Genomic DNA, 18,577 nt, shown 5'->3' with positions numbered 1-18,577 from the left:
GTGTGGGAGAGTAGGACACCGCCGGACAACCATTCAGGTCGAGACCCCCCAACCCACGTTGGGGGGTCTCCCACATTAACCAACAAAACACCCAGCCCCACCCAAACGCAGCCACGCGCCGTCGAACACCAATCCCAATGCGTCCGCAAGGGTAAGGTCGCAGGATGAACCTCAGCCGACCCCTGAACGTCCGCTCTCGGGGCGAAAGCCTCCAGGTGTTCATGCGGCCCATCGAGTTCAGTGACGCCGAAGCACTCGCTGCTGCCTACAGCCGCAACGCCCAGCATCTGGAACCATGGGAGCCGCGACGCGAGAAGTGGTTCTTCACGACTCCCGGGCAGGAGATGGTGATTCAAGGCAAACTGGATCAGTATGCGGCCGGCAGCGAGGTGCCGTGGGTCATTTTTACGGGAGAGACCGTGATCGGGATGATCACGCTGACGGGCATAGTGCGTGGCCCGTTCCTCAACGCTAATTTGGGGTACTGGGTTGACGCGACCCACACGGGCCGCGGATTGGCTAACGCTGCGGTGGAGGCTGTTCTCGGGATGGCTGCCGGAGAACTGGAGTTGCACCGCGTCCAGGCGGCGACTCTGCCCCACAACGCGGCCTCGCAGGTTGTCCTCAAACGGCGGATTCGAGAGCATCGGGCGTGCCGCTTCCTACCTGAAAATCGCCGGTAAGTGGCAAGATCACCTGCTGTATCAGCGGATTTTGGGTTGATCATCGCCCTGACCAATAGCGGAGCCGTGGATCCGTAGGGTACGCCATGGACGGCTCCAAGCCCCAAAAACCCCTAAAATCCGGTGATTTTGGTCAAAAAAGCGCGGAAACACGCGGAATTTGCTGGTCATGCGAGTGCAAGCTGGTAAGTTTTCGAGCAGTGGCTTGCTCGCATTCCGCTTGAAAGCTCAAAAAACGTATGAGTCCAGGAGGACGTAAATGGCTAAGAACCGTAGTGAACTCGTTGCAGAGGTAGCAGGCAAGGCTGGCACCAGCCAGGCAGCCGTGAACTCCGTGCTCGATGCACTGTTCGAAGTTTTCGAGACTTCTGTTGCCGCTGGCGAAAAGATCACCATCCCGGGCTGGCTCGCAGTTGAGCGCACGGACCGCGCAGCACGCACCGGCCGTAACCCGCAGACCGGCGAAACCATCCAGATCGCAGCCGGCCACAGCGTCAAGCTGACCGCTGGCTCCAAGCTGAAGGCTGCTGTCGCCAAGAAGAAGTAATTCCTCTTCGGCGAACGCCTGGAAGGGGCGGCAACCAACTGGTTGCCGCCCCTTCTCCAATTTACGGGTGGCCAAGGAGTACAGACGCGTCAGACGCACTGGCCCTTCCCACTTCTCCTCCCCAATCGTTTGCCGATTCGCAGCCCAGCCACCGGTAACGGACAATGGATAGGTGCCATCAGCAAGAAACTCTGCAACTGTCCCTTCGCCCGTTCCCAAGCCGGGTGCGCGCGGAGGCGATTCCGTCGCGGGGATTTCCCTTCCTTGGCAGCTTGCCGGACTGGCAGTGCTGATCCTGGCGTTGGCGGCAGCCCTCATCTTTTCCGGTGCATCAGCTGCACGCCAGGTTTCAGACCCTGGTGCACTCGTTCGCTGGGGGCTGCCCTTCGCGAAGGCCATCCACAATGTTTCAGTCGCCACGGTGATTGGCGGTTTGATTTTCGCCGTCGGTATCCTGCCCAAGAACCTCAAGGCTACGCGGTCCCGCGAGAAGGACGTCGAGGCGCCTGAGCACCCTGCCTTCGCACGTGCCCTGGCCGTTGCGGCGGTGGCAGGAGCAACCTGGACGCTGTCAGCTGTTGCAGTCCTGGTACTGACTTACGCAGATGTAGCGGGACAGGGTCTGTCCGGGGACGCCGAGTTCACCCGCTCACTGGTCTACTTCATGACGGACATCGAAACAGGCAAAGCCTGGCTCGCAGTCACGATCATTGCGGCAGTGGTCACCACAGCGCTGTTCGGAGTCCGCTCACTGACTGGGTTGGCCTTCACGCTGCTCCTCGCCCTCATCGGCTTGGTTCCCACGGCATTGATCGGTCACTCGTCGAGCTCCAGCGACCATGAGGGAGCCATCAATTCTCTCGGCCTGCACTTGGTGGGCGTCTCCACCTGGGTGGGCGGGATCATTATGCTGGCCGTGTTGTCGGGGATGCTCACGGGTTCCCGCAGCTCAGGTACTCCTGACATTACCGAGCCCACCCTTCGGCGCTTCTCGTCTTTGGCGGGCTTCGCGTTCATTCTGGTATTTGCGTCCGGCGTGATCAACGCGGCCATTCGGGTCACCAACCCATCAGACCTGTTCGGCTCGGCGTACGGCCAGCTCATCCTGGCGAAGTCGCTGGCCACCTTGGTCCTCGGCGGCATCGGCTTTATGCACCGCCAGTGGGTCATTCCCCAACTGGGAAGGAACGGTTCCCTGTCCGCGCGCCGCGTGTTGTGGCAGCTGGTTTTGGTTGAGCTGCTGGTGATGGGCGCGACGTCGGGACTCGCCGTGGCGCTTGGCCGCTCGGCTCCTCCGCAACCCACCACATACGCCCCGGACGCCTCGCCGGCGTTCATCCTGTCGGGATATGAGGTCCCACCGGAACTCACACCGGAGCGTTGGCTCACGGAGTGGCGGTTCGATTGGTTGTGGGTAGGGGTGGCACTATTCGCCGCTGTTTCATACGTTCTTGGAATCATCAAGGTCCGTAGGCGAGGGGATAGCTGGTCCTGGTTCCGCACGGTGAACTGGCTGATTGGGCTGCTCGTCCTCACCTACATCACGTCGGGCCCGCCGGCCGTCTATGGCAGGGTGTTGTTCTCTGCGCACATGGTGGACCACATGGCACTCACCATGGTGGCACCCATCTTCCTGGTCCTCGGCGCCCCGGTGACACTGGCCCTCCGCGCACTCCCGTCGAGGGGGGAAGGAGCCCACGGCTCACGGGGCCTGCGTGAATGGCTTTTGCTGTTTGTGCACTCCAAGTTCTCCCAGGTCGTGACGCATCCGTTGTTCGCTGCTGCGAATTTTGCGGGCTCCATTGTGCTTTTCTACTATTCGGACCTGTTCAGCCTGGCTATGCGCGAACACGTGGGCCATGAGCTCATGAATCTGCACTTCCTGCTGACCGGCTACATCTTTGTCCTGAGCATGATCGGCAGCGACCCCCTGCCACGACGCGCGCCCTATCCGATGCGGCTTCTCCTCCTACTGGCCACGATGGGATTCCACGCCTTCTTCGGCGTCGCCATCATGGGTGGTACGGGACTTTTGGCCGCTGATTACTTCGGAAACCTGGGCCGCACGTGGGGCTCCTCTGCCATCGCAGACCAACAGATGGGGGGCGCCGTGGCATGGGGTATCGGCGAAGTGCCTACGTTGTTGGTGGCAATCGGCGTGGCTGTCATGTGGTCCCGCTCCGATGAACGTGAGACCCGGCGCGTTGACCGCGCGGCCGACAGGAATAACGACGCCGATCTCAGTGCTTACAACGATATGTTTGCCCGCCTCGCTGAACGCGACGCCAAGCTCGCTGAACGCGACGCCAAGCTCGCTGAACGCGACGCCAAGCTCGCTGAACGCGACGCCAAGCTGGCCGAGCGTGAAGCCAAGCCGGGAAGAACGAGTCCCGTCAAATCGGAAGAGCGCCCTGCCACGCCGGCAGCCGGAAGCAGCAAGGTGGCCGGTCACACGGCCAAGGCCGACAGCAAAACCGGGCAGACTGAACGTAACACCAAGCTGGAAGGACGCTGATGAGCGAAACCGTACGCACCCAACTCCGGGTCCGGGCCTCTGAACTGGAGGGCCGCGGCTGGCTCAATACAGGCGGAAAGTCCTTGGACTTGGAGTCCTTGCGGGGCAAAATCGTGCTGCTCGATTTCTGGACCTTCTGCTGCATCAACTGCCTGCACGTCCTGGACGAGCTCCGACCGCTCGAGGAAAAGTACTCGGACGTGTTGGTCACGGTGGGCGTTCATTCACCAAAGTTCGAACACGAGGCCGATCCCGAGGCGCTGGCCGCGGCCGTGGAACGCTACGAGATCCACCACCCGGTGCTGGACGATCCTGAGCTTGCAACATGGAAGGCCTACACTGCCCGGGCGTGGCCCACGCTAGTAGTTGTCGATCCGGAGGGCTATATCGTCGCCCACCTGTCCGGCGAGGGGCATGCTGACGGACTCGCGGTCCTTCTCGAGGAACTGGTGGCAGAACATGAGGCCAAGGGCACGCTGCACCGGGGTAACGGCCCGTATGTAGCTCCCGAGCCAACGTCGGGTACTCTTCGGTTCCCCGGCAAGGCCACGCAGCTGGCCAACGGCAACTACCTCGTGGTCGATTCAGGCCATCATCGTCTGGTGGAACTCCGTCCCGACCTTGAAACCGTGGAACGCGTCATAGGATCCGGTACCAAGGGCTTCCTGGACGGAGACGCTGAAACTGCGCAGTTCAATGAGCCGCAGGGCGTGGCTGTCCTGCCGGCAGAACTCGCTTCCACTCTTGGATACGACGCCGTTGTGGCAGACACCGTAAACCACCGCTTGCGGGGTGTGACGCTTGAGTCAGGACTTGTCCGGACTGTGGCCGGCAACGGCGTGCAGCGCTTACTCGATGCCGGCCCTGCCCGGGTCACCGAAACCGGTGCCGGCACCTGGTCTGAACATCACGACGGCGGCCCGGCTGACTTCGCTGCCGACGCCGTGGACGTCGGGGTGCTTGGGCTAGGTACCGGGGTCTCCCTGTCTTCACCGTGGGACGTGGTGTGGAGCGAAAAGCTGCAGCGCGTGGTCATCGCCATGGCAGGAACCCACCAGATTTTCGCTTTCGACCCCCGGGGCAACGAGGTTTCCATCCTGGCTGGTTCGGGCCTCGAAGGCCTGCTGGATGGCGTTGCAGAAGAGGCATGGTTCGCCCAGTCGTCGGGCTTGGCCATTGATGCCGATGACAACATCTGGGTGGCTGACTCCGAAACGTCGGCATTGCGTCGTTTGGTGGTAGGCGAGTCGGGCGTCACGGTGGAGACCGCCGTTGGCAAGGGCCTTTTTGACTTCGGTTTCAGGGACGGCGAGGCTGCTGAGGCACGCCTTCAACACCCCCTGGGTGTCACAGTGCTTCCTGATGGTTCCGTCGCCATCGCAGACACCTATAACGGCGCCGTTCGACGTTATGACCCCGCGACCAAGACTGTGTCAACATTGGCGCGCGGCCTCGCGGAGCCAAGTGACGTCGTCGTGGTCAACCACGACGATACTGATCCGTTGCTGGTAGTTGTGGAATCGAACAAGCACCAGCTGGTTCTGGTGCCGATTCCCAAGGAGGCCCAGCAGGTGGATGAGGGTGCGTCGCAGACCCACCGCCCCAAGAGCCCTGTGACCCCGGGCACCCTTGATCTTGCTGTTCGTTTCAAGGCCCCCACCGGCCAGAAGCTCGACGACCGTTGGGGCGATCCCACGCAGCTGAAAATCTCGTCCACTCCGCCGGAACTGCTGGTGTCAGGCGGAGGTACATCAGTGGGTCTGCTGCGTACCCTCGAATTGTCGTCCGACGTGCCCGAGGGCATCCTGCACATTACGGCCCGAGCCGCTGCATGCGATGGACCCGAAACGGAAGACGGGGAAATTCCGGACCACGCGGCATGCCACCTGTACCAGCAGGACTGGGGCATCCCCGTGGTCCTCCAAGCCGATGGCGACTCCGAGCTCGTCCTGGACCTGCGCGGCATGGACTAAGGCACGGACTAACAAAAGCGCCAGCGAAAATGACCCGGTTCCTCTGTCCCCAGGGATAGGGAGCCGGGCTTTTTCGCACCAGCACCAGGCGGATGGCTAGAACGTTAGAAGCGGGGTGACGGTCACGGTGTTGTTGTCCATGTCCAGCTGCGTGGTGAAGCTGAAATCGTGCTCTACGTTGAGGTCGTTGACGTAGCCGGTGAACAGGTTGATCTCCCGTGCGGTGAGAGTGGCCTTGCCGTTCAAGGGTGCCACCACCCACTTTCCCCCGAATGGCTCAATGACGATCTTGGGGTATTCGGTGATTTCCCACTTGATTGTCCCGTCCACCACCCGCGCGTTGCTGGCATGGTAGAAGGGGCAATCCGGCTGGAGCCGTTGTTGTTCGGTGGCTTCAGCCGCGCAGGTATCCAAGAACTCGCGGACTTTGCCTGCGACGGCCTCGTTCATGGCCTTGGTAGACCTTGTCTGCAGGTTCAAGGGAGCCTGGCCACCATCCCTGCTTGAAACCACCGCGGCAGTGGCGGGGGCCTCGAAGTAGGTGCCGCTCAGGCTGGCCTCGTATTTGCCGGGGTAAAAGACGGCGAAGGTGTTGTGGCCGTTGGGCATGTTCACGGGGACGCCGTTGAGTGCGGCTTCGCTGGCGTTGACCACGGTAACTTCGATGGTTGGCAGCGTGGTGGGGACGAAAGCCCATTTGCTGAAGAACAACCATTGCGTCCCCGTGCGTTCCATGAGGAATTCCGTGTGCAGGCGGTTGCCGTCCAAGGTGTAGTCCACGGGCACCGCTACGCGGTTGTTGCCTCTGGATATCGGGTTCCCGACCTTGACGTCGGACATCTTGGAAGCCGCGGTTTGCAGGGCTGTTCCGTCGAGCATGGCCGCGTTGGCGCTGGGCACCTTGGCTCGCAGCAGCCCCAGCGCTTCCTCGCCCTCACCCTTCTGCAATGCCTCCAAGTACTCCCTGACAGGCTGCTGGGGGCTGGCCACGGATGAGCTCACGAGGTTGATGCAGACGATGGCGCCGGCGGCAGCAAGCATCAGACCGAGCAGCCATCCGGCTGCGGTCTTGACCATTGCTTGACTTAACTGCACGCCCTTTACGTTACCTGCCGTGGCAGCAATAGCTGCGCAGCATGGTGGCAGGATGACCTTTGAAGACTCTTCAGGCGAACGTAAAAAACCACGACGGCGGGTGGCAGCGCGCGCTGCCGGCCACCCGGCGTCGTGGTGTTGTCAGGCGGGCAGCACTACCGGCGCCGTCGCGAGGAAGTGCCGAAAACGCCGCGCATAAGGTCGCGACCGAGTTGGGTTCCCATGGAGCGGACCATGCTCTTGAGGCCACCGCCCAAGGCGCCGCCCAGGACGCCGGCGAGGTCGCCAAGAACGCCACTATCCTGCGAAGAGGGCTGCTGCGGAGCTGGCCCCGGGGCTGGCGCCGGCATGGGGATGTGGCCGGTCGCCGGGCGGGAACTCGGGCGGCCGAGAATCTCTTCCTCTATGCGACGCGCTTCGGCGTCGATGTCGCTCTGGGAACTCCCCGCCGCGGTCCCCGCCGAACGGGACCCCGCCGCAGCTCCCCCCGGAACAACGTCGGGAAGCGTCGAGCTGCCGGGCACGGGAGGCAGCCCGGGTGCAGCGTCCCCGGTGGACACGGGCGCACTTCCACTCAGCTTCTCGTACGCCGACACGTTGTCCACGGCGGTGCCGTATTTTACAAGCAGGGAGGAAGCCGCCACAGTACTGCGGATCAGGTCATCGGTGCTCGGACCCATCACGGATTCGGGCGCACGGAGCCGCGTCAAAGCGACCGGCGTGGGCGCGCCTTTTTCGTTCATTACGGTGACTACCGCTTCGCCGATTCCCGCGGAGGTGAGCGTCTCTTCGAGGTCATAATCGCTCACGGGGAAGGTGGAGACTGTTGCTTTCAGGGCCTTGGCATCTTCGGGCGTGAAAGCGCGCAAGGCATGCTGCACGCGGTTGGCCAGCTGCCCGAGGACATCCGCGGGTACGTCCTTGGGCGTTTGGGTGACGAAGAAGATGCCGACGCCTTTGGAACGGATAAGCCTGACGGTGGTGGTGATGGCTTCGAGGAATGCCTTGGACGCGCCGTTGAAGAGCAGGTGTGCCTCGTCCAGGAAGAACACGAGCTTGGGTTTGTCCAGGTCGCCGGCTTCCGGGAGCTCCTCGAAGAGGTCGGCCAGCAGCCACATGAGGAAGGTCGAGAACAGGAGCGGCTTGGTCTGGAGCGTGGGGAGCTCCAGGCAGCTGATCACTCCGCGGCCGTCCGGGGCTGTGCGGAGGAGTTCGGCGGTATCGAACTCGGGCTCACCGAAGAACTTCTCCATGCCTTGGGCCTCGAGTGCGACGAGCTCGCGCAGGATTACGCCCGCCGTTGCCTTGGATAGCCCGCCCAGGTCAGCAAGCGCAGCTTTGCCCTCGTCCGAGGTGAGGAACTGGATGACGGAACGGAGGTCTTTGAGGTCTATCAGTTCCAGGTTGTTCTTGTCCGCAAAATGGAAGATCAGCTGCAGGCTGGATTCCTGGGTGTCGTTGAGGTCCATGATGCGCGAGAGCAGGATGGGTCCGAACGAGGTGATTGTTGCGCGGACGGGGATCCCGTTGCCGTCGCCGCCGAGGCACAAGAATTCAACGGGGAAATTTCGGGCAGACCACTCCTGGCCGAGCGCAGATGTGCGTGCCGTCAGCTTCTCGCTGGCGGTGGCCGGCGTAGCCAGCCCGGACAAATCGCCCTTGATGTCGGCGAGGAAAACCGGAACACCCGCCGTCGAGAGCTGTTCGGCAATCATGTGCAAGGTGACGGTCTTGCCGGTGCCTGTTGCGCCGGCAACCAAGCCGTGCCGATTCATCATGGCGAGGGGGAGCCGGACTTGCGCTTCTTTGTGGATCTCGCCGTCCACGATCGCGGCGCCCAGTTCGATGGTGGCTCCTTGCAGGGTGTACCCCTGCTGGATGGTGGCAAGCTTTTCAGCAGTGGTTTTCTTGGCCATGCGCATAGCTTAGCTGCGCGCGGCAAGATCCTTGCTGAACGCCAAATGCTTGATTTCTTCGGGGTCGGCGGCGAGGTCGAACAGTGCTTTGTAGCCGGTGGCGAGGTACAGGTTCTTCGCTTCGGGCTGCCGGGGACCGGTGGTCAGGTACAGCCTGCGGTAGCCCCGGCGTCGTGCCTCGTCTTCAAGTTTCGCGAGGACAAGCCGCGCCAGGCCGCGGCGACGATGGGCCGAATGCGTCCAGATCCGTTTCAGCTCCGCGGTGTGTTCGTCATAGCGGCGGAACGCGCCGCCCGCCACGGATTCGCCGTTCTCCTGCACGATGATCAGCGCGCCGTGCGGCGCCGCGAATTCTTCGGCAGGGTACCGGTTCAGTTCCTCGGAGGCCCCTTCGCTGCTGAAGAGGTCACCGTAGCGGGTGTTGTACTCGACGGCGAGTTCGTCCAGGAGCGGCCGAACGCGAGGATCGTGCATGGGCAGGCTGAGCACGGTGAGGCCCGACGCCGGCCGGGTTGGTGTTGCGGTCAAGTCATTGCCTTTCGTAGGTGGAGCCCAAGTAGGTCGCAGTTAAGCGCGTTTAGAGGGCTCAAAACGCGCTTTACTGCGACTCAGTTGGGCTGGGCGGCTGGGACGGGAACCCGGGCACCCGCGGCCAGCGTCGCCAGGATTCGGCGGGCGAGGGCATCGTTCTCCCGGAAGGGTGCGGCGTTGGTATTGGGGCGGGCAAAAGCTCCCGCACCCCAGCCGGACGTCCACGGACCCACGGCGAACAGACCGGGCTGCGGAGCACCCCCTGGAGAGAGGACCTCGTGATTCCCTGAGACAAGGAGTTTACCGGTGGAGTGCGGACCATCGGAGGTGAGCAACCTCTGTTCGGTGCCCCATCCGGCGTCGTGAAGGTCCGCCAAGGCAGGGTTCGCGGAACGCTCCACGGAAGCGGAAGGCAACCGCGCCTCAATGTATGCCGAAGCGTCCACTACCACCGGGGACTGGAAGGACCCGGCCACGAACCGGCCAACCGCCTCGTCGGCGCGGACCCACATTCCAGGCCCGAGGAACTTCAGCAACCCGGCGCGGTGCAGCGCGAGCATCTCCCGAAGGCGGTGCGATGGCGGGCCGGAGTCCACGAAACTGAAGAAGCCGTGCCACCAACCGTGGATGGCCTGCTGCGACCGGGCGTTGAGACGCTCCTGCGGAACAAGCCTGCCGAGGTCCATGTAGACGAACAACAGGGCGGTGAACAGGGCCAGGGTCTCGGAATGGTCGGGGCTGGTGCGGAGGTCAAGGTCGCGCTGGATGTAGGCGGCGACCGAGCGTTGCACCGCCTCGTGGGAATCGAAAGCGCAGCCGCTCAGGGGATGGTCGAGTGCCTCAAGGTCGAGGTGCAGTGCGGGGTCGGGGATGGCCGCCTCCACCAAGGCTTCCCGTGCAGCGCTGTACCAGTCCACAGCATCGAACTGTGCCTCGAACTCCGCCCAACTGCCGGACACGCGAGAGGGGTAGCCCGTGAACAGTTCCTTGTAGTACGCATAGCCGGCATCCTTGGCGATCAACGGCCAGAGATTGGCCCGGAAATCGAGCTCCTGGTGTACGCCCAGTAAGGAGTCGATGGTGTCAGCGGTGAAATACCGCGGCCGTCCGAACGGCTCGCCACGCAGGGTGGAGGAGATCTTGGAGTGGTACGGCACACCCCGCCGCGACCCTGCCCAGACACGCGGTTCGGCGCCGGAAGGCACATACTCCAGTTCGCCGTCGGGCCTTTCCACGAAGCGGCCTCCGCGCCCTTCGAAAAGCAGCACGAGAAGGTCCACGAACGCCAAGCCCATGCCGGACACGATCACGTCCTGCCCGGCGGCAATGGGGGAGTAGTCCACATCCGTGGTGTAGGACGGCGCCGCATGGAATACCCCGTGCAGCGCCGCGAACTCGCTAAGGCGCGCTGATTCGGCGTCGGGCTGGGAATCGGTGTGACCAAGGGCGTAAACAACGACGTCGGCCTCCACAGTCGCGCCGGAAGCCAACCGCACGCGATACCGGCCTTCCGCGGAACCCTCGACGGCGGTGGCCGTGTCCCTGTGGACCGTCACCGCGGCGTCGGGGCCGAGGGCGTTAACGGCCCGGCGGAAGAACCACTCAAGGTACTTGCTCTGAAGCTGCCGTGTGGGGAACGACGCCGGAGTGATGGCGCGTAGCTGCGCCAGGAGGTGCGGCTCCAGTGGAGGTACGTCGCGGATGCTGCCGTCGAGCACGCCCGCAGCCCACGCAGCGAGCCCGGGGCCGTCCTCGGAAGGCCCGTCGCATGCCACGGAAGCGTCGGTGAACATGGTGATGTCAGCGGCCATGGAGTTGAGCAGCAAACCGGGAGTCTGGTCATAGCGCCAGATCCTCCCGGAGCCAGGCTCATACGGCTCCACAACGTGGACATGCAGCGGACCCTCAAAAAGCGCGGGCCTGCTGGCGGCGAGCCGTTCGAGGACGCCGGCCGTACGCGGGCCACCGCCGATGAACGCGACCGCGGGAACTCGTGACGGCATGGGATCTCCTGAAAACAGCGGTTGGTGCAGCCCAATCTAGGGACGTCGGGCGGCCTTGGTCGAGGCGCTGGTCATGGCCGTTCACTGCGCGTCATGCGACGTCAATGGAGGAAAAGTTCCGTCGCTTTCGCCTCTCCGGAAAGCCGTTTGTGACGCTTCGCGAAGCCCGGTGAAGCCACGGGAAGTCCCGTGAAGAAGTGCAAATTCCCGCCTTGCTGGCCGCCCCGGGCAGCCCTAGATTTGCAGCCATCCGATAGTCAACAACCCCAATGAAATGAGGTGGCGCATGAGTGCAATCGCACCGCCTGCCACGGCGGAAACCGCACCGCCCACCGCTGATTACTCCGGCTACAAGCTGGTTGCGGCAAAGCATCCGTGGCGCTGGGTAGGCACGGTTATCGTGGCCGCCGGAGTAGCCGCCATCGTTTGGTCGTTGCTGACCAACCCCCGCTGGGAGTGGGGCGTAGTCGCTGAGTGGTTCACGGCCCAGTCGGTTGTTACAGGGCTTGTTGAAACACTGAAGCTTACGGCGATCTCCGGCGTGCTCGGCTTCGTCCTTGGTTTCATCCTTGCCCTGATGCGGCTGTCTGCGTCTCCTCTGCTGGTCTCCGTGTCCTGGACGTTCTCCTGGATCTTCCGTTCCACGCCGCTTCTGGTCCAGCTTCTGCTTTGGTACAACCTCGGCTACCTGTACGAGAAAATCAGCCTGGGCATCCCGTTCACGGACGTCCGGTTCTTCGAAGCACAGACCACTACGCTGATCAGCCAGTTCGCCGCAGCGGTCCTGGGCCTGACCCTGAACCAGGCTGCGTACTCCGCAGAGATCATCCGCGGCGGCATCCTGTCCGTGGACCAAGGCCAGCTCGAAGCTGCCGCGGCCCTGGGCATTCCGGCGTGGAAGCGGAACACCAGGATCGTTCTTCCGCAGGCCATGCGGGCCATCCTGCCCAACGCCTTCAACGAAATCATCGGTCTGGTCAAAGGCACCTCGATTGTCTATGTGCTGGCCTATTCCGAGCTGTTCTACACGGTCCAAGTGATCTACAACCGCACCCAGCAGGTGCTGCCGCTGCTCTTGGTGGCCACGCTGTGGTACGTGGTGATCACCTCGGTGCTGAGCATCTTCCAGTACTACATCGAACGCCACTTTTCCAAGGGCGCGGTCCGGAACCTGCCGCTGACGCCGCTGCAGAAGGCCCGGAAGTTCTTCACCAGCCACGCCGCGGCTGCAAGCACAAAAACAACCGGTAAGGAATCCCGATGACCACCGTCTTCAGCTCCCCCGAGGCAGCCGCTGGCGCCCACCTTGCAGAAGCACAGTTGGACGACCAACCGGCACCCGTCACGGAAAAACCCACGACGGCGGCACGGCCTGCCGCTGTTACGCGCGGCCAGGTGACCATCACCAACGTTCGTAAATCCTTCGGCAGCACTGAGGTCCTCAAGGGCGTTTCCCTATCTGTCCAGCCTGGCGGGGTGGCAGTGATTGTTGGCCCGTCCGGGTCCGGCAAGTCCACACTGTTGCGCACCATCAACCACCTGGAAAAAGTCGACGGCGGCTACATCACCATCGACGGCGACCTTGTGGGCTACCAGGTCCGCGGCAACAAGCTCCACGAGCTGCGCGAGAAGGACATCCTGAAGCAGCGCACCAACATCGGCATGGTGTTCCAAAACTTCAACCTCTTCCCCCACCTGACTGCCCTGGAGAACGTCATCGAGGCGCCGATCGTGGCGCAAAAACGGTCGAAGGCGGAGGCCAGGAAACGCGGGCTGGAACTCCTGGACCGGGTTGGCTTGAAGGATCGTGCGGACGCCTACCCGCGCCAACTGTCCGGAGGCCAGCAACAACGCGTGGCGATTGCCAGGGCACTCGCGCTCGACCCCAAGATCCTCCTCTTCGACGAGCCAACGTCCGCGTTGGATCCCGAACTCGTCAACGAGGTCCTGGACGTTATCCGCGAACTCGCTACATCCGGGACCACCCTGATCATCGTGACCCACGAGATGGGCTTCGCCCGGGACGTAGCGGACACCGTGGTCTTCATGGATCAGGGACAGATCGTCGAGTCCGGCACTCCGCAGGAAATCTTCACCAACCCCCGCGAAGAACGCACCCGAAGCTTCTTCTCCAAAGTCATCGAACCGGCCTTCAATATCTAGGACTTTCCAATGCTTCGCTCTACCAAAACCAGGCTCCTGGCACTCGCGGTACTTCCCGCCGTCGTACTTCCCGCTCTCGCCGCGTGCTCCGACCCCGGCGCGTCGGCAGCCCAGCCGGAGTCCGCGGCCGCCAAGAACGGCGTCGTCTACAACACTTCCGTGGACCAGAACCGCATCCGCGCGGAGAAGGATGCCACGGCCGCAGCGACTGTTCCGGCTGCCATCGCCAAGGACGGCAAGCTGACGGTGGCCACCACCGCCGGCGCCATTCCGTTGTCCTTCCACGCCACGGACGACAAGACCCCCATCGGCGTCGAGGTTGACATCGCCCAACTGGTGGCCGACAAGCTCGGCCTGGAACTGGACCTGCAGGTCACCTCCTGGGAGAACTGGCCGCTGAAGACCCAGTCCGGAGACTTCGAGGCAGTGTTCTCCAACGTGGGCATCAACGCCGCGCGGGTGAAGCTGTTCGACTTCTCCACCTACCGCGCCGCCTACATGGGCTTCGAAGCGAAGAAGAGCTCCACCTACGACATCAAGGGCGCGGACGACATCTCCGGCCTCAAGATTTCCGTGGGTTCCGGCACCAACCAGGAAAAGATCCTGCTGGCGTGGAACAAAGAGTTGGAAGCGAAGGGCAAGGCGCCGGCGGAGCTCCAGTATTACTCCTCGGACGCTGACACCATTCTGGCGTTGTCCTCCGGCCGCACGGACCTGAACCTCGCGCCGTACCCGTCGGTGACGTACCGGGAGAACACCCGTGACGACCTCAAAGTAGTGGGCAAAGTCAACGCGGGATGGCCGTCTGAAACCCTGGTGGCCGCAACCACGCTCAAAGGCAATGAACTGGCGCCGGCCATCACCAACGCCCTGAACTCCACTATCAAGGACGGCTCCTACGCCAAGGTCCTGGAGCGGTGGGGCCTCTCCGAGGAAGCCCTTCCGGAGTCCAAGACCGTCACTGAAGCAACCTTCGGTTCAGGCACATGAAATTCCAAGTCCTGGACATCATTCCCCACGTGAAGAACCCGGTGACGGGGGAGATCGTCTCCACTGCGGACCGGCTGAACCAGGTGGTGGAGACCGCCAAGCGGGCTGAGGACCTCGGCTTCGACAGCTTCAACAGGAGTGGCAAAGCCCATGTCTAGCCGGCGAGAAGATCCCCTACGAACGTCAGGAGCAGCAGTGACGCAGGAAAAGAAGGCCGGATTCCTGGCCATCGAACTCGACGACGCCGGGTGGGACGGTGGCCGGTTCGGCACCCTCGCGGAAGCCGTCCTCGCAGCGGAGTCCGCTGGTTTCCATGTGGCAACCTTCAAGGACGCGCCCGCGCCCGGGAGGGTCAACGCCTTGCAACGTGCCGCCTATGCGGGCCCGATCACGCGGACACTTGCACTCGTCCCCGAGGTGGATACTGTTTACACCGAGCCGTTCCACGTTTCAACGCAGCTCGCCAGCCTGGACTACGTATCCGGCGGCCGGGCCGGGTGGATCGCAACCGCAGCCGAATCGCCCGAGGCCGCTGCCGCCGTCGGACGTTCTTCCGTCAGTGGTGACGCGCTCGCCCAGGAAGCTGCCGCCTCGATCGAAGTCAGCCGCCGCCTGTGGGACTCCTGGGAGGACGACGCCGTGATCCGCGACGTCGCCACGGGTCGGTACATCGACGTCGACAAGCTGCACTACGCGGACTTTGAAACGCCCGCGGACTTTGCCGGCACTCCGTACTCAGTGAAGGGCCCATCCATCATTCCGCGGCCGCTGCAGGGACAGTTGCCGGTTCTGGCTGGGGCGTCGCTGGTTGGCGAGGGACATATTCCGGTGGAAGCAGTTGACGCCGTGCTGGTCACGGCGCCGACGCCGGAGCTGCTGCTCGATGAGGCGAGGGACGTCCGTGCCCGCCTGGGTGCGTCCGTTGCGCTGGTGGCAGAGCTCGACGTCGTCCTGGACGCGCGTGGCGAGGAAGCGGCTTCCCGCGCGGCTTCTTTGAAGGACGCGGGACGGGCACGTTTTGTCGGTTCCGCCGCGGAACTCACCGGGCTGTTGGACCTGCTGTTGCAGGAGGTCGACGGCGTTCGGCTGCACCCGGGCGACTTGGCGTTGGAGCTCGATGAATTGTCGCGGCTGGTGCTCCCTGAGCTGCGGCGCCGTGGTTCGTTGCGGGCGCCCCTTCAGGACTCCACCCTCCGTGAGCTGCTGGGCCTGGAACGTGCCGAAAACCGCTACTCGACTTCAGCCCCGGCCGGCACTGCCGCTGCAAAGTAAGGACCCACCATGACACGCGACATTTTTCAGCCCAGCGGGCAGATCCAGTTCGGCATCTTCTTCCAAGGGGTCAATTCGGGCACTATCTGGAAAGCTCCGGAATCCGGATCGCAAACCGACTTCGAGTCCTTCCGGAGGATCGTGCAAACGGCCGAGCGCGGTAAGTTCGCTGCGTTCTTCCTCGGCGAAGGGTTGCGTCTCCGCGAGCACCTCGGCCGTCCGCACGCCCTGGACGTTGTGGGCCGGCCGGACGCCCAGACCATGCTTGCCGCTTTGGCCTCCGTAACCACGAACATCGGTTTGGTCGCCACGCAAAACACCACCTACAACGATCCCGCGGACCTCGCCCACAGGTTGTCGTCGCTGGACCTGATTTCCGGTGGTCGTGCAGCCTGGAACATCGTCACCACGGACAACGCGTGGACGGGCGCCAACTTCCGGCGCGGCGGGTACCTCGACCACGCCGACCGCTATAAGCACGCCGAGGCCTTCGTTGAAACGGCCAAACGGATCTGGGACTCATGGGAAACACCGGCCGGTCCCGCCCGCCGTGTGCTCCATGAAGGCCAGCACTACACCGTTGATGTGACCCCGCGCCTGCCACGGAGCGCACAGTACCGTCCCGTGCTTTTCCAGGCGGGCGATTCTCCGGACGGCCGGGATTTTGCTGCCCGCCAAGCTGACGTGATTTTCTCCGCCCATCCCAAATTCGATGATGCGGTGGAGTTCCGCCGCGACATCGTGGCCCGTTCCGTTGCAGCCGGGCGTGGCGCCAACGCCGTGCAGATCTTCCCCGCCAGCGAGTTCATCCTGGCGGCCACGCCGGAAGAAGCGCAGGAAAAGAAGGAATGGGTCCGCACCCTGCAGATCGGGCCGCAACAGGCCATCGCCTACCTGGAGCAATTCTGGGGGCGCGAGCTTTCGTCCTACGATCCCGACGGTCCGCTGCCGGAAATCGACCCCGTCGTGGAAGAAACCTCCGAAACCCGTGGCAGCGGCTTCCACGGTGCCAAGGCCCGCCAGCTCGCCGACCAGTGGCGTGCCGAAGCCAAGGACAAAGGACTTTCCATCCGGCAGTTCGTGACCTCCAAAACCGCGCGGATCGATGCGACTTTCACCGGCTCGTACACGGCTGTGGCGGATCACCTGGCACAGTACGCCCGCGTTGGTGCGGTGGATGGCTTCAACATCTCGCCATGGCTCATCCCGACCGGCCTGGACGACATTGTGAACCACTTGGTACCCGAGCTCCAGGAACGTGGCGTGTACCCCACGGAATACCGTGGCACCACGCTGCGCGAAAACCTGGGGCTCGCGACGCCCGATCGCGCTGCGGAAGCAGCCACAGCATGAGCCGCGGGCGCCGGCCAAGCGGCGGCTGCGGGTGGTTGTCACGCTGGCTCGGCGCCCTGCCGGCCCGGCTGGGAGGAACGCCCGACGACGGAAAGGCGGGTGCCGCCGTCGTCGACGTTTCACGCGGCACAGTCAGCCTGCAGTTGGCGGTGTTGGGGCAGGCGCTTTAGAGCAGCTCGCGGAAGACGTTCCAGCCAATGCCGACGGGCCCGAACGGTCCCCACAGGACAGCGGTGGATGCGCCCGTAGAGTAGGTCACAAGGTCCCCGGTCGCGTTGACGGCGAACAGGTCGTTGTATTTCTGGTGGGCGAAACTGCCCAAGCCTGCGATGTCCTGGAAAGTGCCCCAACCGCTGCTGATGACGGCCGACGAATTCCACCCGCCGCGGCCATCAGCCCGGTAGATGGAGAGGTGCCCGTTCCAGTCCCGGGCGAAAACTTCCACAGGGCCGTCACCGTTCATGTCGCCACCGGTGATGATCTTGTCCATGACCTGCCAGCCTTGGCCGACCTTGGATCGGGGGAGCCAACCGCCTTCACCGTCGCCGGGATAGAGGTAAAGGTCTCCGGCGGCGTCACGGGCGAGGACGTCGTTGGTGCCGTCGCCATTGAAGTCGCCGGGGCCCTCGATCGCGTCGAAAATATCCCAGCCTTGGCCAACGTACCGCCGCTCAAGCCACCCGCCCTCGCCGTTACCCGGGTAGAGGAAGAGGCCACCGCCGGCATCCGTTGCAAGAAGGTCATTGAACCCGTCGCCGTCGAAGTCGCCGGGGGAGAACACGAAGCCCATGGCATCCCAGCCCTGCCCGACCTGTCGAGGCTCGTCCCATGAGCCTTCATACTTTGGGCAGGGGCCCTCACAGCTGCCCGGGACGTAGGTGTACGTCCGCGGGTAAAGCATCAGCCTGCCGTCCTGCATCCGGCCGAGGGGTTCGAAGTTGCCACGACCCGTCCAACCCATGGCCCTGGACGAGGCCTTGATGGGTGCCGTATCGGGGCTGACACGCGTTGCGTCCGGACAGTTGGCTTCCGCGGGCGTGGAGGGATGGACCCTGAGGGAAATCCGGTGACCAAAATCGGCGGGCAGGAGCTTCAGGACTTCGCCTTGGCGGTCAGGCGGCAGGGTCACGCCGTCCCGCAACCACTCGGCGGTGTACCCGTTGGGTGTGGTGCCGTCCGGGTTCTTACAGCCGATGTAGTCGTAGTCGTACTGTTTGCGCAGCTCTGCTCCGACGTACGGGACGCCGTCGATGATGGCCGTCGGGCCTAGTGACGGGGCTGGTGCGGTGGCCGGAACTGTGGCGCTGGCCGGAACTGTGCCCAGCGAAGCTGCACCCACCATGATTGTTGCTGCTGCGTAGATTGCCTTGCGCGTGCGCGAAATCCCCATGTGTTCCCCCCGGAAGCCAGCATCGATAGTGCGTGGGTCTGTGCTGAGCGTACCCTAGCGCCGTGGGTCCTGTGCAGGTGACTCCGCGGTTCTGCGTTGCGTGGCAACCCAGTTCAGGTCCTGGGCACGACGGCGGTTTGCGTCTG

Annotated in this window: 15 protein-coding genes and 1 pseudogene; 11 read left to right on the top strand and 5 right to left on the bottom strand. The window is 63.6% G+C overall.

Going from position 1 to position 18,577, the window contains the following annotated elements:
* Positions 1–164 precede the first annotated feature (164 nt).
* The 4 genes from AB0N65_RS14540 to AB0N65_RS14525 all read left to right on the top strand — a co-directional run bounded on the left by AB0N65_RS14540 (position 165) and on the right by AB0N65_RS14525 (position 5,718).
* On the top strand, positions 165–683 hold the full coding sequence (locus AB0N65_RS14540; RefSeq protein WP_364162778.1) for a GNAT family protein: 519 nt from the start codon (positions 165–167) through the stop codon (positions 681–683).
* A gap of 259 nt (positions 684–942) precedes the next feature.
* Positions 943–1,230, top strand: coding sequence for an HU family DNA-binding protein (locus AB0N65_RS14535; RefSeq protein ID WP_011776355.1), 288 nt, complete (start codon positions 943–945; stop codon positions 1,228–1,230).
* Between the two features lie 253 nt (positions 1,231–1,483).
* Positions 1,484–3,745 carry a cytochrome c oxidase assembly protein gene (locus tag AB0N65_RS14530; protein ID WP_364162802.1) on the top strand — a complete coding sequence of 754 codons (2,262 nt, stop codon included), beginning with the start codon at positions 1,484–1,486 and terminating at the stop codon, positions 3,743–3,745.
* Complete coding sequence (locus tag AB0N65_RS14525; RefSeq protein ID WP_364162773.1) at positions 3,745–5,718, top strand: NHL domain-containing thioredoxin family protein; 1,974 nt, start codon at positions 3,745–3,747, stop codon at positions 5,716–5,718. Before AB0N65_RS14530 ends, AB0N65_RS14525 begins: the two co-directional genes overlap by 1 nt.
* Before the next feature lie 96 nt (positions 5,719–5,814).
* Here AB0N65_RS14525 and AB0N65_RS14520 read toward each other — a convergent pair whose 3' ends face one another.
* From AB0N65_RS14520 to AB0N65_RS14505, 4 genes are all read right to left on the bottom strand, one after another.
* Entirely contained in the window at positions 5,815–6,795 is a 981-nt protein-coding gene (locus tag AB0N65_RS14520; RefSeq protein ID WP_364162771.1) for a hypothetical protein, read from the bottom strand.
* Positions 6,796–6,968: 173 nt separating this feature from the next.
* Positions 6,969–8,729, bottom strand: coding sequence for a helicase HerA-like domain-containing protein (locus AB0N65_RS14515; RefSeq protein ID WP_364162768.1), 1,761 nt, complete (start codon positions 8,727–8,729; stop codon positions 6,969–6,971).
* Positions 8,730–8,738: 9 nt separating this feature from the next.
* Positions 8,739–9,257, bottom strand: coding sequence for a GNAT family N-acetyltransferase (locus AB0N65_RS14510; protein WP_364162765.1), 519 nt, complete (start codon positions 9,255–9,257; stop codon positions 8,739–8,741).
* 80 nt (positions 9,258–9,337) lie between these two features.
* Positions 9,338–11,263, bottom strand: coding sequence for an FAD/NAD(P)-binding protein (locus AB0N65_RS14505; RefSeq protein WP_364162762.1), 1,926 nt, complete (start codon positions 11,261–11,263; stop codon positions 9,338–9,340).
* A 286-nt stretch (positions 11,264–11,549) separates the two neighbouring features.
* On the opposite strand from AB0N65_RS14505, the gene AB0N65_RS14500 reads away from it, so the two are divergent.
* From AB0N65_RS14500 to AB0N65_RS14470, 7 genes and pseudogenes are all read left to right on the top strand, one after another.
* Complete coding sequence (locus tag AB0N65_RS14500) at positions 11,550–12,527, top strand: amino acid ABC transporter permease (protein ID WP_364162759.1); 978 nt, start codon at positions 11,550–11,552, stop codon at positions 12,525–12,527.
* Positions 12,524–13,426, top strand: coding sequence for an amino acid ABC transporter ATP-binding protein (locus tag AB0N65_RS14495; protein WP_364162756.1), 903 nt, complete (start codon positions 12,524–12,526; stop codon positions 13,424–13,426). Before AB0N65_RS14500 ends, AB0N65_RS14495 begins: the two co-directional genes overlap by 4 nt.
* A 9-nt stretch (positions 13,427–13,435) precedes the next feature.
* The gene (locus AB0N65_RS14490) at positions 13,436–14,416 is read left to right on the top strand and encodes an ABC transporter substrate-binding protein (RefSeq protein WP_364162754.1); all 981 of its coding nucleotides are present in this window, start codon (positions 13,436–13,438) and stop codon (positions 14,414–14,416) included.
* Positions 14,413–14,550: pseudogene (locus AB0N65_RS14485) on the top strand (LLM class flavin-dependent oxidoreductase); the annotation flags it as partial. The gene AB0N65_RS14490 and the pseudogene AB0N65_RS14485, both read left to right, overlap by 4 nt.
* A gap of 16 nt (positions 14,551–14,566) precedes the next feature.
* Complete coding sequence (locus tag AB0N65_RS14480) at positions 14,567–15,688, top strand: LLM class flavin-dependent oxidoreductase (protein ID WP_364162751.1); 1,122 nt, start codon at positions 14,567–14,569, stop codon at positions 15,686–15,688.
* Between the two features lie 9 nt (positions 15,689–15,697).
* Positions 15,698–17,041: an NtaA/DmoA family FMN-dependent monooxygenase gene (locus AB0N65_RS14475; RefSeq protein ID WP_364162748.1), complete on the top strand. Its 1,344-nt coding sequence runs from the start codon at positions 15,698–15,700 to the stop codon at positions 17,039–17,041.
* Complete coding sequence (locus tag AB0N65_RS14470; protein ID WP_364162745.1) at positions 17,038–17,211, top strand: hypothetical protein; 174 nt, start codon at positions 17,038–17,040, stop codon at positions 17,209–17,211. Before AB0N65_RS14475 ends, AB0N65_RS14470 begins: the two co-directional genes overlap by 4 nt.
* Here AB0N65_RS14470 and AB0N65_RS14465 read toward each other — a convergent pair.
* Positions 17,208–18,431: a VCBS repeat-containing protein gene (locus AB0N65_RS14465; protein ID WP_364162742.1), complete on the bottom strand. Its 1,224-nt coding sequence runs from the start codon at positions 18,429–18,431 to the stop codon at positions 17,208–17,210. The two genes, AB0N65_RS14470 and AB0N65_RS14465, sit on opposite strands and share 4 nt — an antisense overlap.
* Between the last annotated feature and the right edge of the window lie 146 nt (positions 18,432–18,577).

It is taken from the genome of Paenarthrobacter sp. NPDC089322 (genome assembly GCF_040684895.1).
Classification (GTDB): Bacteria; Actinomycetota; Actinomycetes; order Actinomycetales; family Micrococcaceae; genus Arthrobacter.
Note: the sequence above shows the minus strand (reverse complement) of the source record. Positions and strands in the feature narration are given on the sequence as shown.

Excerpts from the sequence above, each read along its gene's own strand:
- AB0N65_RS14465 (WP_364162742.1), bottom strand. The coding sequence starts at position 18,431 with ATGGGGATTTCGCGCACGCGCAAGGCAATCTACGCAGCAGCAACAATC.
- AB0N65_RS14490 (WP_364162754.1), top strand. The coding sequence starts at position 13,436 with ATGCTTCGCTCTACCAAAACCAGGCTCCTGGCACTCGCGGTACTTCCC.
- AB0N65_RS14500 (WP_364162759.1), top strand. The coding sequence starts at position 11,550 with ATGAGTGCAATCGCACCGCCTGCCACGGCGGAAACCGCACCGCCCACC.
- AB0N65_RS14525 (WP_364162773.1), top strand. The coding sequence starts at position 3,745 with ATGAGCGAAACCGTACGCACCCAACTCCGGGTCCGGGCCTCTGAACTG.
- AB0N65_RS14470 (WP_364162745.1), top strand. The coding sequence starts at position 17,038 with ATGAGCCGCGGGCGCCGGCCAAGCGGCGGCTGCGGGTGGTTGTCACGC.
- AB0N65_RS14540 (WP_364162778.1), top strand. The coding sequence starts at position 165 with ATGAACCTCAGCCGACCCCTGAACGTCCGCTCTCGGGGCGAAAGCCTC.
- AB0N65_RS14495 (WP_364162756.1), top strand. The coding sequence starts at position 12,524 with ATGACCACCGTCTTCAGCTCCCCCGAGGCAGCCGCTGGCGCCCACCTT.
- AB0N65_RS14475 (WP_364162748.1), top strand. The coding sequence starts at position 15,698 with ATGACACGCGACATTTTTCAGCCCAGCGGGCAGATCCAGTTCGGCATC.
- AB0N65_RS14535 (WP_011776355.1), top strand. The coding sequence starts at position 943 with ATGGCTAAGAACCGTAGTGAACTCGTTGCAGAGGTAGCAGGCAAGGCT.
- AB0N65_RS14480 (WP_364162751.1), top strand. The coding sequence starts at position 14,567 with ATGTCTAGCCGGCGAGAAGATCCCCTACGAACGTCAGGAGCAGCAGTG.
- AB0N65_RS14520 (WP_364162771.1), bottom strand. The coding sequence starts at position 6,795 with ATGGTCAAGACCGCAGCCGGATGGCTGCTCGGTCTGATGCTTGCTGCC.
- AB0N65_RS14515 (WP_364162768.1), bottom strand. The coding sequence starts at position 8,729 with ATGGCCAAGAAAACCACTGCTGAAAAGCTTGCCACCATCCAGCAGGGG.
- AB0N65_RS14505 (WP_364162762.1), bottom strand. The coding sequence starts at position 11,263 with ATGCCGTCACGAGTTCCCGCGGTCGCGTTCATCGGCGGTGGCCCGCGT.